12 protein-coding genes, 4 tRNA genes and 2 pseudogenes are annotated in these 15525 nt (G+C 54.0%); 14 read left to right on the top strand and 4 right to left on the bottom strand.

Annotated elements, in window-relative coordinates:
- Positions 1 to 205: pseudogene (locus tag ATG98_RS23110) on the bottom strand (bifunctional methylenetetrahydrofolate dehydrogenase/methenyltetrahydrofolate cyclohydrolase); the annotation flags it as partial.
- Positions 156 to 662, bottom strand: a pseudogene (locus tag ATG98_RS21395) (tetrahydrofolate dehydrogenase/cyclohydrolase catalytic domain-containing protein). The pseudogenes ATG98_RS21395 and ATG98_RS23110, both read right to left, overlap by 50 nt.
- Positions 663 to 881: 219 nt before the next feature.
- On the opposite strand from ATG98_RS21395, the gene ATG98_RS21390 reads away from it, so the two are divergent.
- The 9 genes from ATG98_RS21390 (at position 882) to lon (ending at position 8254) form a co-directional block, all read left to right on the top strand.
- Positions 882 to 958: transfer RNA gene (locus ATG98_RS21390), tRNA-Pro, on the top strand.
- Positions 959 to 992: 34 nt separating this feature from the next.
- Positions 993 to 1070 (top strand) — tRNA-Arg (locus ATG98_RS21385).
- Positions 1071 to 1142: 72 nt separating this feature from the next.
- Positions 1143 to 1216 (top strand) — tRNA-His (locus ATG98_RS21380).
- A gap of 115 nt (positions 1217 to 1331) precedes the next feature.
- A tRNA-Leu gene (locus tag ATG98_RS21375) sits at positions 1332 to 1416 on the top strand.
- Between the two features lie 173 nt (positions 1417 to 1589).
- Entirely contained in the window at positions 1590 to 2108 is a 519-nt protein-coding gene (locus ATG98_RS21370) for a PaaI family thioesterase (RefSeq protein WP_098424336.1), read from the top strand.
- A gap of 161 nt (positions 2109 to 2269) precedes the next feature.
- Positions 2270 to 3574 carry a trigger factor gene (tig, locus tag ATG98_RS21365; protein ID WP_098418937.1) on the top strand — a complete coding sequence of 435 codons (1305 nt, stop codon included), beginning with the start codon at positions 2270 to 2272 and terminating at the stop codon, positions 3572 to 3574.
- Positions 3575 to 3694: 120 nt separating this feature from the next.
- A complete protein-coding gene (clpP, locus tag ATG98_RS21360; RefSeq protein ID WP_018403670.1) occupies positions 3695 to 4330 on the top strand; it encodes an ATP-dependent Clp endopeptidase proteolytic subunit ClpP in 636 nt (211 codons plus the stop codon).
- 84 nt (positions 4331 to 4414) lie between these two features.
- Positions 4415 to 5698 carry an ATP-dependent Clp protease ATP-binding subunit ClpX gene (clpX, locus tag ATG98_RS21355; protein ID WP_098418936.1) on the top strand — a complete coding sequence of 428 codons (1284 nt, stop codon included), beginning with the start codon at positions 4415 to 4417 and terminating at the stop codon, positions 5696 to 5698.
- 138 nt (positions 5699 to 5836) lie between these two features.
- Complete coding sequence (gene lon, locus ATG98_RS21350; protein WP_098418935.1) at positions 5837 to 8254, top strand: endopeptidase La; 2418 nt, start codon at positions 5837 to 5839, stop codon at positions 8252 to 8254.
- A 144-nt stretch (positions 8255 to 8398) separates the two neighbouring features.
- Here the strand turns inward: lon and ATG98_RS21345 are convergent, their stop codons facing one another.
- Positions 8399 to 9148, bottom strand: coding sequence for an IS5 family transposase (locus ATG98_RS21345; RefSeq protein ID WP_098418337.1), 750 nt, complete (start codon positions 9146 to 9148; stop codon positions 8399 to 8401).
- A 220-nt stretch (positions 9149 to 9368) separates the two neighbouring features.
- Here ATG98_RS21345 and ATG98_RS21340 point away from each other — a divergent pair, with 220 nt between their 5' ends.
- Positions 9369 to 9641 carry an HU family DNA-binding protein gene (locus ATG98_RS21340; RefSeq protein WP_007352523.1) on the top strand — a complete coding sequence of 91 codons (273 nt, stop codon included), beginning with the start codon at positions 9369 to 9371 and terminating at the stop codon, positions 9639 to 9641.
- Positions 9642 to 9835: 194 nt separating this feature from the next.
- Positions 9836 to 11689 carry a SurA N-terminal domain-containing protein gene (locus tag ATG98_RS21335; RefSeq protein WP_098421862.1) on the top strand — a complete coding sequence of 618 codons (1854 nt, stop codon included), beginning with the start codon at positions 9836 to 9838 and terminating at the stop codon, positions 11687 to 11689.
- 141 nt (positions 11690 to 11830) lie between these two features.
- On the opposite strand, the gene ATG98_RS21330 is transcribed toward ATG98_RS21335, so the two are convergent.
- On the bottom strand, positions 11831 to 12718 hold the full coding sequence (locus ATG98_RS21330) for a MurR/RpiR family transcriptional regulator (RefSeq protein WP_098418933.1): 888 nt from the start codon (positions 12716 to 12718) through the stop codon (positions 11831 to 11833).
- A 178-nt stretch (positions 12719 to 12896) separates the two neighbouring features.
- Here ATG98_RS21330 and zwf point away from each other — a divergent pair, with 178 nt between their 5' ends.
- From zwf to ATG98_RS21315, 3 genes are read left to right on the top strand one after another with little or no spacing between them, the layout of a single operon-like run.
- Entirely contained in the window at positions 12897 to 14372 is a 1476-nt protein-coding gene (zwf, locus tag ATG98_RS21325; protein WP_098421861.1) for a glucose-6-phosphate dehydrogenase, read from the top strand.
- Entirely contained in the window at positions 14359 to 15084 is a 726-nt protein-coding gene (gene pgl, locus ATG98_RS21320) for a 6-phosphogluconolactonase (protein WP_098421860.1), read from the top strand. The genes zwf and pgl overlap by 14 nt, the downstream gene beginning before the upstream one ends.
- On the top strand, positions 15081 to 15389 hold the full coding sequence (locus tag ATG98_RS21315; RefSeq protein WP_228705974.1) for a hypothetical protein: 309 nt from the start codon (positions 15081 to 15083) through the stop codon (positions 15387 to 15389). The genes pgl and ATG98_RS21315 overlap by 4 nt, the downstream gene beginning before the upstream one ends.
- The last annotated feature ends 136 nt before the right edge of the window (positions 15390 to 15525 follow it).

Below are 15525 nucleotides of genomic sequence, written 5' to 3'. Positions count from 1 at the left end.
CCCATTCGCCTTTGATCAGCCCGGGTTTGCCCACCGCGGCTATTAATATATCGGCGTCACGCACAAAACGCTCCAGATCCGCTGTAAAACGGTGGCACACGGTAATGGTTGCGCCTTTCAATAGCAGCTCCATGCTCATGGGGCGGCCGACGATGTTAGAGGCGCCTACAATGACCGCGTGCTGGCCTTTGTAGGGGGTACCTATGCTGTCGAGCAGGGTAATGATGCCGGCCGGTGTGCAGGGGCGTAATGGTAGGTTTGCGCTGGCTCAGGCGGCCGACGTTGAACGGATGAAAGCCATCAACGTCTTTATCCGGTCGAATCTTCAATAAAATGGGATCGGCGTCCAGCTGGGCCGGCAAAGGCAACTGCACCAATATGCCGTCTACCAATGGGGTTGTCGTTCAGCTCGTCGATCAGGTTTCCAGAGCTTGTTGTGATGTGTCTGCCGCTAAATCGTAAGACAGCGACACAATGCCTGCAGCTTCGCAGGCTTTGCGCTTGTTGCCTACGTATACCTGGGAGGCCGCATCGCTGCCCACCAGAACCACCGCCAGGCCAGGCGCCCGTAGGCCTTGGTCGAGGCGGGCCTGTACACCTTCGGCCACCTGATGGCGAACCTTGGTGGCAATCTGTTTTCCATTTATCAGTTCGGCGCTCATGGTTCGTCTTTATGGGTTGGGCGTGAATTGGTCGATTAAAAGAACTGCGTATTGTCGCATGCTTCCGGGTTCAGGCCAATTAGCGCCCGGATTCTAAAGGCTTGAGCGCAACCGTGGAGCGTTTTTTAACAAACTTTCCAAATGATGGTTGACGAAGGCCGCCGCCGCCGCTAATATCTGCGCCAACTTTGCTGACACACGTGTTGTGTTCAGTTCAGACGGGGTATAGCGCAGCCTGGTAGCGCGCCTGCTTTGGGAGCAGGATGTCGGGAGTTCGAATCTCTCTACCCCGACCACTTTTCTGACTGTTCAGGTGGGCAAGCGGTTAATGCGCCTGTAGCTCAGCTGGATAGAGCACCGGCCTTCTAAGCCGGTGGTCGCAGGTTCGAGTCCTGCCCGGGCGCACCATTTAGCCTCGGTCAGGGCGGCAAAGTTTTCTAAGCGGTTTTGACGGTGTTTCATGCTTCGGCGTGTGTATATGGTGGCGTAGCTCAGTTGGTAGAGCTCAGGATTGTGACTCCTGCGGTCGAGGGTTCGATCCCCTTCGTCCACCCCATTTTACTGCTTCGAACCAGATCCGGACCTTGCATTAGCGGGTTCCGGTTTTTTTGTCTTAGTAGAAATGTTAGATCAGCGGCAGCCGAATTTGGGCAGACGCGAAAAAATTATGCGGGTGTGGTGGAATTGGTAGACACGCCAGATTTAGGTTCTGGTATCGAGAGATGTGGGGGTTCAAGTCCCTCCACCCGCACCACTATTTTAAAACCCTGCAGGTTTGCGTCTGCGGGGTTTTTTTGTGGTTTTAGAAAAAAGTTATAGAGACCAACGTATCGGGTATAAAAGACTGGGTTTTTTCGTATAGTAACTGTTCTTCAAGTAGCCTGGCATATCGCCAGCTTATGGTGCAATGACTATAGGAATTCTGTGATGACCAATTCAAGCCTTTCACTGCAAGATATGTGTAACCCCAACGGCATGTGTTTTGGCTGCGGTCCCGCCAATCCATCCCGGTTTGCAATCAAAAGTGAGTGGAGCGCTGAGGGTGATGCGGTTATATGTCGCTTTGCGCCGGATGATCGCTATATCGGGTGGCCCGGACTGGTGTATGGTGGCCTAATTGCTATGCTGATTGACTGCCACTCAAATCGTACTGTTATTGCATACCACTATAATCAGGACGGTCGCACCCCAGGTGAAGGCGAGCCCATTGAATGTGTTACCGGGCAGCTGGGTGTCAGTTACCAGAAGCCTACGCCGATGGGTGTCGAGCTGACGCTCAAGGCTTGGGTAGAGGGTGAAGTGGGTCGCAAGTCGCGGGTCATCTGCGAAGTGTGGGCCGGCGATGTGCTGACCTGTCGTGGCGATTCGGTCTTCGTGCGGGTTGAAGCCGAGCAGCTTAAAGCTCAGGCGCAAAAGATGATCGCGGACCTGGGTGTGGCTGGCTAATCCGACTTTTGTTATCTGTCGCAAACAGATGATTCTATACACACGGTAAACCGTGATAAACTACTGGCTTTTAATTTTCAGCCCTTCTGCCGCAATGCATGGCTTAAGGGCTTTTAGGTTTAAATTCATTCACATACCGAACCTGATTCTGAGGATCTTACATGCAAGTGTCTGTTGAAACGACTTCCAACATCGAACGTCACATGACGATTGGTGTGCCCGCCCAGGAAATTGACCAGGCGGTTCAGAAGCGCCTGCAGGAAACTGCGCGCACCGTACGCCTGAATGGTTTCCGCCCGGGCAAAGTGCCTATGAGCGTGGTAAAGCGTCGTTTCGGTGACAGCGTACGTCAGGAAATTGTTGGCGAAATCATGCGCGACAATTACGTTAAGGCGTTGCAGGAGCAGGATCTTAATCCCGCTGGCTGGCCGCGCTTCGAACCCAAGACCATGGAAGAAGGCAAAGACCTTGAGTTTGTGGCCATCTTTGAAGTGCTGCCGGAAATCGTGCTGGGCGACTTGTCTGCGGTTACCATCGAAAAGCCCCAGGCTGATGTAACCGACGCCGACATTGACACCATGATTGACAACCTGCGCACCCAGCAGGCCACCATGAAGTCGGTCAAGCGCAAGTCCAAGAACAAAGACATCGCCGTTATTGATTTCAAAGGCACCATCGACGGTGAAGAATTTGAAGGCGGCGCGGCTGAAAATCACCGCCTGACTTTGGGCTCTGGCCAGATGATTCCAGGCTTCGAGAAAGCCATCGTGGGCAGTAAGGCCGGTGATGAGTTGGAAATTGACGTCACTTTCCCCGAGGATTACCACAACGAAGAGTTGAAAGGTAAGCCAGTCAAATTCCAGGTCACGATTCACGAAGTGGAAGAGCCATTGCTGCCAGAGTTGGATGCCGAGTTCTTCAAGAAGTTCGGCATTGAAGCTGAAGACGAAGCTGCGTTCCGCGTAGAAGTGAAAAAGAACATGGAGCGAGAGCTCAAACAAGCGATTTCCAACAAGGTTAAAAATGACGTTGTTGACGCGCTGCTGAACAGCACAGAGCTGGACGTACCAACGTCCCTGATTGATCAGGAAATTGACCGTCTGCGCCAGGACGCGGTTAAGCGCTTCGGCGGCCAGATGGACTTTCAGCAGTTGCCCAAGGAAATCTTTGAAGAGCAGGCCAAGCGTCGCGTGAAGACCGGGCTGTTATTCCAGGAAGTGGTCAAGAAGAATGAATTGACCGCCGACGCGGAAAAAGTGGAAGAAAAGATCCAGGAAATTGCGTCTACGTATGAACAACCTGAGGAAGTGATTGCACACTTCAATAGCAGTCCGGAACAGAAGTCCCAGATAGAATCTACCGTTCTGGAAGACGCAGTGGTTGAATATGTGCTCGGTCAGGCCCAAATAACTGAAAAGGCCATGAAGTACGAAGAGGCCATTCAGGCGGGTCAAGCCCAGAGTTGATGATTGGCCGACGGCGAACGTTAGCAGCCGGCGCAAGCAATCAGTGTAAGCAGCCGGCATGTCCGGCTGTTTTTTCTAGGACAGCCCATGCCCATTGTTCATAAGGAGTTCAGGCGCATCATGATGCAAAAACCAATTGATGGTTCCGCAATGTCACCCAGTGCCGCCCTGGTGCCGATGGTTATTGAGCAAACGGCGCGCGGCGAGCGCTCGTTTGACATTTACTCCCGTCTGCTGAAAGAGCGGGTTATATTTATGGTAGGCCCGGTGGAAGATCACATGGCCAATCTGGTGGTGGCACAGTTGCTGTTTCTGGAATCAGAAAATCCGGACAAAGACATCCATCTTTATATTAATAGCCCGGGCGGTTCGGTCAGCGCTGGCATGTCGATTTACGACACCATGCAGTTTATCAAACCCGATGTTGCGACTCTGTGCGTGGGCCAGGCGGCCAGCATGGGCGCATTCCTGTTGGCGGGCGGCGCCGCGGGCAAGCGCGCCTGCCTGCCCAACTCGCGGGTGATGATTCACCAGCCGTTGGGTGGCTATCAGGGCCAGGCAACGGATATCGAGATTCACACCCGTGAGATTCTCAAGATTCGCCACACCCTGAATTCCATTCTGGCGCACCATACCGGCCAGGATCTGGAAACCATTTCGCGCGACACCGATCGCGACAACTTTATGGATCCGACCCAGGCCAAGGCCTATGGCCTGATCGATTCAGTACTTGATAAGCGCGTACCGAATAAATAATACTTGGGTAACACGCTCCATCCGTGGCCGGCGTGGCGTTCCGTTTTTAACCGGCGCCGGCAAACAGAGATCAGAGGTATTTCAATGGCAGACGAAAGAAACGGCAGAGGTGACGATAGCAGCAAGTTGCTGTACTGCTCGTTTTGTGGAAAGAGCCAGCACGAAGTCCGGAAGCTCATAGCAGGGCCTTCGGTGTTCGTCTGTGACGAATGCGTTGACCTTTGCAACGACATTATCCGTGAAGAAATTCAGGAAAATGCTCAGGAAGAGGCCAGCGATCGTCTGCCGACACCGGCCGAGATCCGTGAAACACTGAACGAGTACGTGATCGGTCAGGACCGAGCTAAAGTGGTGCTCGCAGTTGCGGTATATAATCACTACAAGCGCTTGCGCTATGGTGAGGGTAAGGCTGAAGTCGAGCTGGGCAAAAGCAACATCCTGCTGATTGGCCCCACGGGCAGCGGCAAGACCTTGCTGGCTGAAACCCTGGCGCGAGTGCTGAATGTACCCTTTACCATTGCCGACGCGACCACCCTGACCGAAGCCGGTTATGTGGGGGAAGACGTCGAGAACATCATTCAGAAGTTGCTGCAGAAATGCGATTATGATGTCGAGAAAGCCCAGCGGGGCATTGTCTACATCGACGAAATCGACAAAATTTCCCGCAAATCTGACAATCCCTCCATTACCCGGGATGTGTCTGGTGAAGGTGTACAGCAGGCGCTTTTGAAGCTGATTGAAGGCACCGTGGCTTCGGTACCACCCCAAGGCGGGCGCAAGCATCCGCAGCAGGAATTCCTGCAGGTGAACACAAGTAACATACTGTTTATTTGTGGCGGCGCTTTTGCTGGTTTGGAGAAGGTTATACAGCAGCGTTCTGCGCGTTCATCCATTGGCTTTTCAGCAGAAGTGGCGAGCCAGGACAACATCAAATCCGCAGGCGAGATCATCAAAGATGTTCAAACCGAAGATCTGGTGAAGTTTGGCTTGATTCCGGAGTTTGTCGGCCGTTTGCCGGTTGTGGCGACCCTGACCGAGCTGGACGAAGACGCCCTGATCCAGATTCTGACCGAACCCAAGAACGCTTTGACCAAGCAGTACCAAAAGCTGTTCGAAATGGAAGGTGTGGAACTGGATTTCCGTGAGGAAGCCCTGCGCGCTGTTGCCCGTAAAGCGAAAGAACGCAACACCGGCGCCCGTGGTTTACGCTCTATTATGGAAGCAACACTGTTGGACACCATGTATCAGATTCCGTCTGAACAGGATGTGTGCAAGGTGGTGGTTGATGAAAGCGTGATCAGCGGTGATTCTGAACCGTTCAAGATTTACGCAAACAACGATCTGGCCAAAGTTGCGCCGGACGATTGATGCGCTAAATCCGTGTAATGACTGAAAAAGGGGCTTATTAGCCCCTTTTTTTATGTCGCAGATGCCCCAATGATTAATGTTACGTTTATTAAAACTCTTTATTGATACTTTTAATTATACCCCGTCAGAGGATTCCCTATGACCCGGACACCCGAAGAAACCGTGAAAGTTTACCCACTGCTCCCGTTACGCGACGTGGTGGTGTTCCCGCACATGGTTGTGCCTCTGTTTGTGGGCCGAGAGAAGTCTATTCAGGCGCTGGAAGCCGCGATGGAGCGCGGCAAGGAAATCCTGCTGGTTGCCCAGCGTGATGCCGCCACAGACGACCCCGGCGTAAGCGACGTTTTCAACATTGGCACTCTGGCCACCATATTGCAGATGCTGCGGCTGCCAGACGGCACAGTGAAAGTGCTGGTGGAGGGCAACGAACGTACCGCCCTGGAACAGATCGAAGATGGCGACTACCTGATAGCACACGCCCGGATTCTGCGCGAAGAGCCCTTGCCGGAGCGCGAAGAAGAAGTGCTCAGCAAGACCTTGATGGAAGAGTTCGAGAAGTTTGTAAAGCTGTCCAAAAAGGTGCCGGCCGAGGTTTCTGGTGCGCTCAACGGGATTACCGGCGTAGAACGCCTGGTGGACACCATTGCGGCCCACCTGGACCTGCAGATTCCGCAAAAGCAGGAGCTGCTTGAAGCGCTGGATACCCGTGAACGCATTGAACTGCTGCTGGGCAAGCTGGACGGCGAAATTGACCTGATTGAAGTGGAAAAGCGCATTCGTGGCCGGGTCAAAAAGCAGATGGAACGCAGCCAGCGCGAGTATTACCTGAACGAACAGATGAAGGCCATCCAGAAAGAAATGGGCCAGATGGGCGACGGTAATAACGACTTCGAGGAGTTGGAACAGAAGCTGGAAGACGCCGGCCTGCCGGAAGAAGCCCGCAAAAAAACTGAAAGCGAGTTGAACAAACTGAAAATGATGTCGCCCATGTCGGCGGAAGCCACAGTGGTTCGTGGCTACATCGACTGGATGCTGGCGGTGCCCTGGAAAAAGCGCAGCCGCGTGCGCCACGATATCGACAGGGCCCGTGAAATACTCGACGAAGATCATTACGGCCTGGACGAGGTAAAAACCCGCATTCTGGAATACCTGGCGGTACAAACCCGGGTGAAGAAGATCAAAGGGCCGGTGTTGTGCCTGGTAGGGCCTCCTGGCGTGGGTAAAACCTCTTTGGGGCAGTCCATTGCCCGTGCCACCAATCGCAAGTACACCCGTATGGCCCTGGGTGGCGTACGTGACGAAGCCGAAATTCGCGGCCACCGCAAAACGTACATCGGCGCTTTGCCTGGCAAGCTGCTGCAGAAACTGGCCAAAGTCGGGGTGAAAAATCCGCTGTTCCTGTTCGATGAAATCGACAAGATGGGCATGGACCAACGTGGAGACCCCGGCTCGGCGTTACTGGAAGTGCTGGACCCGGAACAGAATCACACCTTCAACGATCACTATCTGGAAGTGGATTACGATCTGTCGGATGTGATGTTCGTGTGCACCTCGAACTCGATGAATATTCCGTCGGCGCTGCTGGACCGGATGGAAATTATCCGCATTCCGGGTTACACCGAAGATGAAAAAGTGAATATTGCTCTGCGTTACCTGCTGCCCAAGCAGATAAAAGCCAACGGCCTGCGCGACAAAGAACTGGATCTGCCAGAAGAAACCCTGCGCGACCTGGTGCGTTACTACACCCGCGAAGCTGGCGTACGTGGCCTGGAGCGCGAGATTGCCAAGATCTGCCGTAAGGTGGTGCGTGAGCACGTCTCAAGCGGCGATAAGAGCCAGGTGGCGATAACGCCGGCGATGCTGGAAGACTATTCTGGCGTACAGAAATTCAAATACGGCCTGGCAGAAGACAGTAACGAAATTGGCCAGGTGACCGGTCTGGCCTGGACTCAGGTGGGCGGCGAATTGTTGACCATTGAGTGTGCGCTTACGCCGGGTAAAGGTCGGGTGGTGAAAACCGGCTCCCTGGGCGACGTTATGCAAGAGTCGATCCAGACGGCATTAACCGTCGTCCGCAGTCGCGCTAAGGCGCTGGGTATTGCCGACGATTTCCACGAAAAACACGATTTGCACGTGCATGTGCCCGAGGGCGCGACGCCAAAAGACGGCCCCAGCGCCGGTATAGGTATGTGTACAGCACTGGTGTCGGCGTTAACCCGTAACCCGGTGCGTAGCGATGTTGCCATGACCGGTGAAATAACCCTGCGGGGCCGGGTTCTGCCCATTGGCGGGTTGAAGGAAAAGCTGCTGGCAGCGCACCGGGGAGGCATCAAAACGGTTATAATTCCTGATGAAAATGTCAGGGATATCAAGGAGATACCTGAAAACATCAAAGAGTCTCTGGAGATCCGTCCGGTTAAATGGATTGACGAAGTGCTGGACATTGCGTTGGTGTATGCGCCGGAGGTAATGGCGGGTGATATTGCCGAAAAAACAGCCGCCAAGGCCGGTTGTGATGACGACGCAGAAGCGAAGGAACGCCCAAATACGCACTAAACCCGACATGAATTGTTGACACACGGAAGAGCCCATTGGTATAACTGTTTCGCCGTGAAGCAGCCTGTATCAAGGGCTCCCGCGTTTTATAAAGCTATTCCGACTAACGGTTTACCGCTCCGACTAGGGGCTGTTGACGTTTCATTACATCGGCAACCATAAAAATCCACAAGCCATGGCGACGACGCTCTCATAGTTGCGTTTCAATTTGTCATAGCGCGTCGCCAGCCCACGAAAATGTTTCAAGCGTGCAAACGCATTTTCCACCAAATGACGGTGGTGATATAACGACCAATCCATATCTGCATTACCTATGACCGAATTCGACTTTCTTGGAATTACGGCGATGGCACCTCTGCTTCTAATCTGTTCGCGAATCTTTTCACTGTCATAACCTTTGTCCGCTATCACGGCTTTAGCCGGCGGTAATGGTTCAATTAATTCGCTTGCCGCCGTGCTGTCATGGATCTCGCCGCCCGTTACTGTAAACTCAATCGGTAAGCCGTAACTATCGACTGCCAAATGAATTTTTGTTGTATTTCCGGCGCGACTTTTACCGATAGCTTGCGAGTCAGCACCTCTTGCGCCCGTGCTATGCTGATGGGCTTTCACATAGCTTCCATCAATAAATTCCCACTCAGTATCCGGTTCGCTGACCAGGTTTTTGAACAGCAGCAACCATTTTCCTTTTTTTGACCACTCATTGAATCTTTTATACACCGAGTTCCATCGACCGAAACAAGAAGGTAAATCTCGCCACGGACAACCCACTCGCAGTCGATAAAACATGCCTTCGACCATCATCCGCAGGTCGCGCTTGTTATAAATATTTTCTTGAAGCATCATTCCTTTTAGCTTCGACCAGTGCTCATCACTGAGCATGAATCGGGGCATGGCAAACTCGTTTTATTGGTGGTGTAGGAACCTTAATATTACGAGTTTACCTATTTTATTCAATGCCTTATGCGAAAACGTCAACAGCCCCTAACGGATTGTTGCCGCAAGGAATAAAAATAATTGCCGAATGGAATTCTGTAAACGTATGTGCAATAGTCTCTGCGTTTGAGATCCACCGACCTATGACATCTTCAACCTGAAATCGAAGGGGTTTAGTGTGAACAAGTCCGAACTTATTGATGCAATTGCAGAGTCCGCTGATATTTCCAAAGCCGCCGCTGGCCGTGCTCTGGATGCCATGACCACCTCCATCACCAGTGCCCTGAAAAAGGACGACCAGGTAACGTTGATTGGTTTTGGCACATTCTCCGTGAAAGAGCGAGCTGCCCGCACTGGCCGTAACCCGCAGACAGGCGCCGAGATTCAGATTAAGGCCTCTAAAGTGCCTGGCTTCAAAGCAGGTAAGGCCCTGAAAGACGCCGTTAAGTAACGGGTTTTTCGTCGGCAGCTCCGCGTTTTGGAGCTGCGCCAGAAATATTAAAGGCGCATTCCACACTGAATGCGCCTTTTTACGTTAGCCACGCAAGATTTACGTTAACAACGCCAGATCTGCGTCAATGACGATAAAAAATTCGCCGGCATTCGCTGGCACAGTACGACCTTGAACAGGGATTCGGGAGACACATGCTTCAAGATATGCGGGAAAACGCCCAGGGCACCATTGCCAAGGTTATTATCGGCTTGCTGATTTTATCGCTTTCCGTTTGGGGAATGGACGCCATTATTGGCGGCTTCGGTGGCGAACCGGAAGTGGCTACGGTGAATGGCCAAGACATTACCGAGCGCGAATTTTTGCGGGTGGTGCAGCTGGAAAGCCAGAACCGTCTGTCCCGTATGGAGCGGCCGGATCCTTCGTTGTTAAACGAAGATCAGATTCGTGTCGACGTACTGCAGGCACTGATTGAAGAACAGGTGTTGGCGCAAGATGCAGACAGGCAGGGCCTGGCTTTGTCTGATGCCGATATTGATGCGCTGATTACCCAGATGCCCCAGTTTCAGGTAGACGGCCAGTTCAATCGCGATCAGTTTGTGGCTACCGTGCGCAATGTGGGTATGGGTGTTGGCGAATTCCGCGACGCCATACGCGAGCAAACCGTGGTAAACCAGATTCGCGCCGGTATCGTTGCCAGTGGCGTTGCCACCAGCAGTAACATTACGCGGCTGATGCAGATTCAAAATCAGACCCGTGATTTCCGCCTGCTCAACATTTCTGCCAGTGCCGTGGCGGACCAGGTAAACGTCAGCGCCGATGACATACAGGCGTTTTACGACAGCAATCCGAACCTGTTTCAGCAGCCCGAGCAAGTCGATGTCAGTTATGTTGTGTTATCACTGAACGCGCTGGCTGACGCCATCGTCATTAGTGACGAAGAGCTCCTGACTTATTACCAAAGCCGCGAAGCCGATCTGGCTCGCGAAGAGCGCCGGGCGGCCCATATCCTGATTGAAGACACCGCCGATGCGGACGCCGCTATTGAGAGTATCCAGCAGCGCCTGGCTGACGGTGAAGACTTTGCAGCGCTGGCGCAGGAGCTGTCGATTGATACGGTTTCTGGCGAGCAGGGCGGCGATCTCGGCTTTGCCGGTCGCGGTGTTTACGATCCGGCCTTCGATGAAGCGCTGTTCAGCCTCGAACCCGGCGTTGTTTCAGAGCCAGTGCGCACCAGCTTTGGTGTGCACCTGATCAAGCTGAACGACGTTCGTCGTTCAGACGTGCCAGCGCTGGATGACGTTGCCGCGCAGCTGCGTGACGACTTGTCCCGCGAGCAGGCACGCGAAGCCTATGCCAAGGCACGTACAACACTGGCAGACTTGGCTTACGCGGCCGACAATCTGGAAGGGCCTGCGACAGACCTTGGCCTTGAGCTTCGCCAGGCGGACAAGATTACCCGCAACGGCGGCGGTGAGCCGTTTGACCATGCCGGACTGGTACGCCAGTTGTTTTCGGAAGACGTATTGAACGGTGGCTACAACACCGAGCTGATTGAAGTTGCCGAAAATCGTGCTGTAGTTGCCCGCGTGCGGGTTTATCGCGGGGCCGAGGTGCTGCCGCTAGTTGGCGTAGAAGACGCTATTCGAGGCAATCTCGAGGCCGAGCAAACCCGAACCGCGCTTGTTGCCCGTGCCAGCGAAATAGCTGCGCAGCTTCAGGCTGGTGAGTCGTTGCAGGATATCGCTGGCGATAGCTGGACTGCCTACAGCGAACAGCCCCGCAGTGCGCCGGAGCTGGGTGGTGGGGTTATGCAGACGGTCTATGCGATGCCCCGCCCGCAGGAAGGCACAGTCAGTTATGGCCACACTGTTAGCGGTAACAATGCGGTGGTCATCGCTCTGGATAAGGTGAATGAAGGCGAGGTAGACACCGACAGCACCGAATACGTGCAACTGCAGGAGTTTCTGGCCTCGCTTGACGGCCAGCGCGAATATACGGCCTACCAGCAGTGGCTGCGGAACAACGCCGAGGTGGAGCGTCCGTAGTGCAGGTTTAGTGCACAGCTAGAATAACGTCAGGAAAAAGCCAGGGCAGGATGACGCCTAAGGCCAGTAAAAAGCCCGAACCGGACAACCGGTTCGGGCTTTTTTGTTTCTGACGTCAAAGTAGCTTTAGGGCATGGGCGGTCAGGGTTGCGTCAGGGGCAGGCGGGTAGGGCGCAGGCTTTCCTTGATTTTTTTCAGGTGGCTGAGAAAATCCGGGCCGCGCTTTAAGGTCACCCCGGTGGCCAGAATGTCGATGACGGTAAGCTGGATAATACGGGACGACATGGGCATATACACTTCGGTATCTTCCGGCGAAATCACCGGCAACACCACGCTGGACACTGCCGCCAGAGGCGATTGAGGGTTGGTGATGCCAATGACCGTGGCGCCGTTATCCCGGGCAATTTGCGCTATTTCCACGGTTTCCCGGGTGCGGCCGGTGTAAGAGATAGCCACAATTACATCGCCCACGTGGGAGCCTGCAGCCACCATGCGCTGAATCAAGGCGTCGTCGTAGGTGGTAACGGGTATGTTGAAACGGAAAAACTTGTGCTGGGCGTCCATCGCCACCGACGCCGAGGCTCCCATACCAAAAAAGCTGATCTGCTTGGCTTGAATCAGCGAATCGATGGCCTGGGCCAGCGCCTTGGCATCCAGCGTCTGGCGCGCCTTATCCAGGCTCGCCATGGTACTGAGTATGATCTTGTCGGCAAACTGTGCCACTGTGTCGTCAGGCTCAACGTTCTGGCCAACATAAGGCGTGCCGGTGGCAATGCTTTGTGCCAAGCGAATCTTGAAGTCGGGAAAACCGGTGGCGGAAAACCCGCGGCAAAAACGGTTTACCGTCGGTTCGCTGACGTCAGACGCCCGCGCCAGCGCGGCAATGCTGTAACGGGTTGCGGCGCTGGGGTCGCGCAAGATGGCCTCGGCCACCTTGCGCTCGGATTTGTTGAGCTGCTCCAGCCTCTGTTGAATATCCTCAAGCAGATTATCATCCCGGCGGGAATGGGTGAGGGTAGTTGCAGCCATGCCTGAAGCTCCCTGAATACGTTGTTTAACGCGAAATGTTTGATACGAAATGTTTGATGCCAAATTTTAAAAATTATACCCTGTTTGACAGAATGGTAGTGTAGTAAAAGTGTCGGAAGTGGGGTTAAATGATCAGATGCTCCGATTTTAGCGACGATTATTGGATAAAATTACTACAATGACCAAATCAGACCCTACTCGCTGCGACTTGATGATTTTTGGTGCTCTGGGCGACCTGGCCAACCGCAAGCTGTTTCCGGCGCTCTACCAGCTTGAGCGCGCGGAATTACTGGCTGAAGGGAGTCGTATTCTTGCACTGGCCCGGCGCGAACACAGCAGCGCCGACGTACGCCAGCAGATTGCCGATAACTTGCGCCAGCGGGTTCCGGATGAAGAGTTTGAACAGGCAATTGTAGAGCGCCTGTTACAGCGGGTGGAATACCGCAGCCTTGATTTCAGTTGCCGCGAGAGTTACCCGGAATTGAACGGTTGGCGTGACAGCGTCAATAACAATCTGATTGTGTACATGGCTACACCACCGTCGTTGTACGGGGTGATTGCGCGCAATCTGCGAGATTCCGACTGTTGCAGTGAGAACATTCGGGTGGTGGTTGAGAAGCCCATTGGCCATGACTTGCAATCGTCGCGGGTCATTAACGATGCCTTGGCCGAGGTGTACTCTGAAAGCGAGCTGTTCCGCATTGACCATTATCTGGGCAAAGAGACCGTACAAAATCTGATTGCCCTGCGTTTCGCCAACAATCTTTTTGCCTCCCAGTGGGATCAGAACCACATTTCCCACGTGGAAATCACCGTGGCAGAAAGCCTGGGTATTGAAGGGCGCTGGGGCTATTTTGACAAGGCCGGGCAGCTGCGCGACATGATTCAGAACCATCTGTTGCAGCTGCTGTGTCTGATTGCCATGGATCCGCCGTCTGATTTGTCAGCAGACAGCATTCGCGATGAAAAAGTGAAAGTGCTGAAAGCCCTGCGCAAAATCACGCCCGCCATGATGGAACATTATGCGGTGCGCGGGCAGTACACCGCAGGCTCCAGCGAGGGTAAAGCGGTGCCGGGATACCTTGATGAACAAGGCGCCGATAAATCCAGTGACACTGAAACCTTTGTCGCCTTGAAAGTAGAAATCGATAACTGGCGCTGGTCCGGAGTACCATTTTATATCCGCACCGGTAAACGGCTGCCGGAAAAATTTTCCCAGATTGTGATTCATTTCAAACCGGCACCGCATTACATATTTGACCCGGACCAGAAACATCTGGCCAACAATAAATTGATTATTCGCCTGCAGCCAGACGAAGGTATGGCGCTGAAAATATTGACCAAAGACCAGGGCCTTGATAAAGGCATGCGCCTGCGCCAAGGGCCGCTGGAACTGACCTTCGCCGAAACGTTTGCCAAGGTTCGTATCCCTGAAGCCTATGAGCGGCTGCTGTGGGAAGTCATGAAAGGCCACCAGTACCTGTTTGTGCGCCGCGACGAAGTTGAACACGCCTGGCGCTGGATAGACCAGATCATCACCAACTGGCAAGACAGTGGCGAGCCACCAAAACGTTACGCTGCAGGTGGTTGGGGGCCGGTGGCGTCGGTAGCGTTAATAACCCGTGACGGACGAAGCTGGTATGAAGATGTCTAAACCCTTATTACCCAATGGCGTATTTTGGCATTCGGCGGCAACGCCCGCCGACCTTGCCCGGAAACTGGCAGAGCAGATTGCGTTGCTTCTTCGCCAACGTCTTCACGCAGCGCCGCGGGCCAGTTTGGCGTTGTCTGGCGGCAGTACACCGGTTTTGCTGTTTAAGGCTTTGGCCCAGCAAGAACTGGACTGGCAGCGGATAGACATCGTGCAGGTAGACGAACGTTGTGTTGAGCCGTCGCACCCCGACAGCAACAGCGCCCAGATACGCCAGCATATGTTGCAGGGGAGGGCTGCGGTGGCGCGTTTTCACCCACTGTATGATAACGCCCCAAGCCCGTCGGCTGGCCTGGGAGCAGTTTGCCAACGCCTTGAAGCCGTGAGCTGGCCGCTGGACGTGGTGGTGCTGGGAATGGGCAACGACGGCCATACTGCGTCCTTGTTTCCTGATGCGCCGGAACTGGCCGCCGCCATGGCGGAGCAAAACGGCAGCAAATTGGCCGCGATAACACCACCCCAACAAGCCCAGGCGCGAATCACCCTGACCCGAAGCGCCATTGCCGGCGCCTGTGATTGCTTTCTGCACATTCAGGGCGACGACAAGCTAGCCACTCTGACTAAGGCGCTGGCCGAACCTGATAACTGGGCGCAAATGCCAATCCGCGCGTTTCTGCGGTCGGGTTTGCACATTTTTTGGAGTCCTGCACAGTGACTTTATTGATGAATGCCCAAGCTCACGCACAGCGCCAACGGCTAGACGACTTCGTCCGTCTGTCGCCGTTGCTGCCGGTGATCACCATTAATCACCCAGGCACCGCCGTGCCCCTATGCGAGGCGTTGATGCAGGGTGGTCTCACGGTGTTTGAGATTACTCTGCGCAGTGAATACGGTCTGGATGCGATTCGTGCTCTGCGCAAAGCGCTTCCTGACGCTGTTATAGGTGCGGGTACGTTGTTAACGGTAGAACAGTATAAGCAGGCAGAGCCTGGCGGCTTTCGGGCTCAAGCTGTGGGATGAAAGCCAGGGGAAAATGGTCGCTTTTCCCTAGCAACTGAAAAAGGGGAATTACGTGACAAAACCCGCCTGTTTTCTATACTGACACTGGGTGTCATCGGTATGTTTCGGGAAGTGGCTATATTGGGCGCATTTACGT

The organism is Marinobacter sp. LV10R520-4, assembly GCF_002563815.1.
Taxonomy (GTDB): Bacteria; Pseudomonadota; Gammaproteobacteria; order Pseudomonadales; family Oleiphilaceae; genus Marinobacter.
Note: the sequence above shows the minus strand (reverse complement) of the source record. Positions and strands in the feature narration are given on the sequence as shown.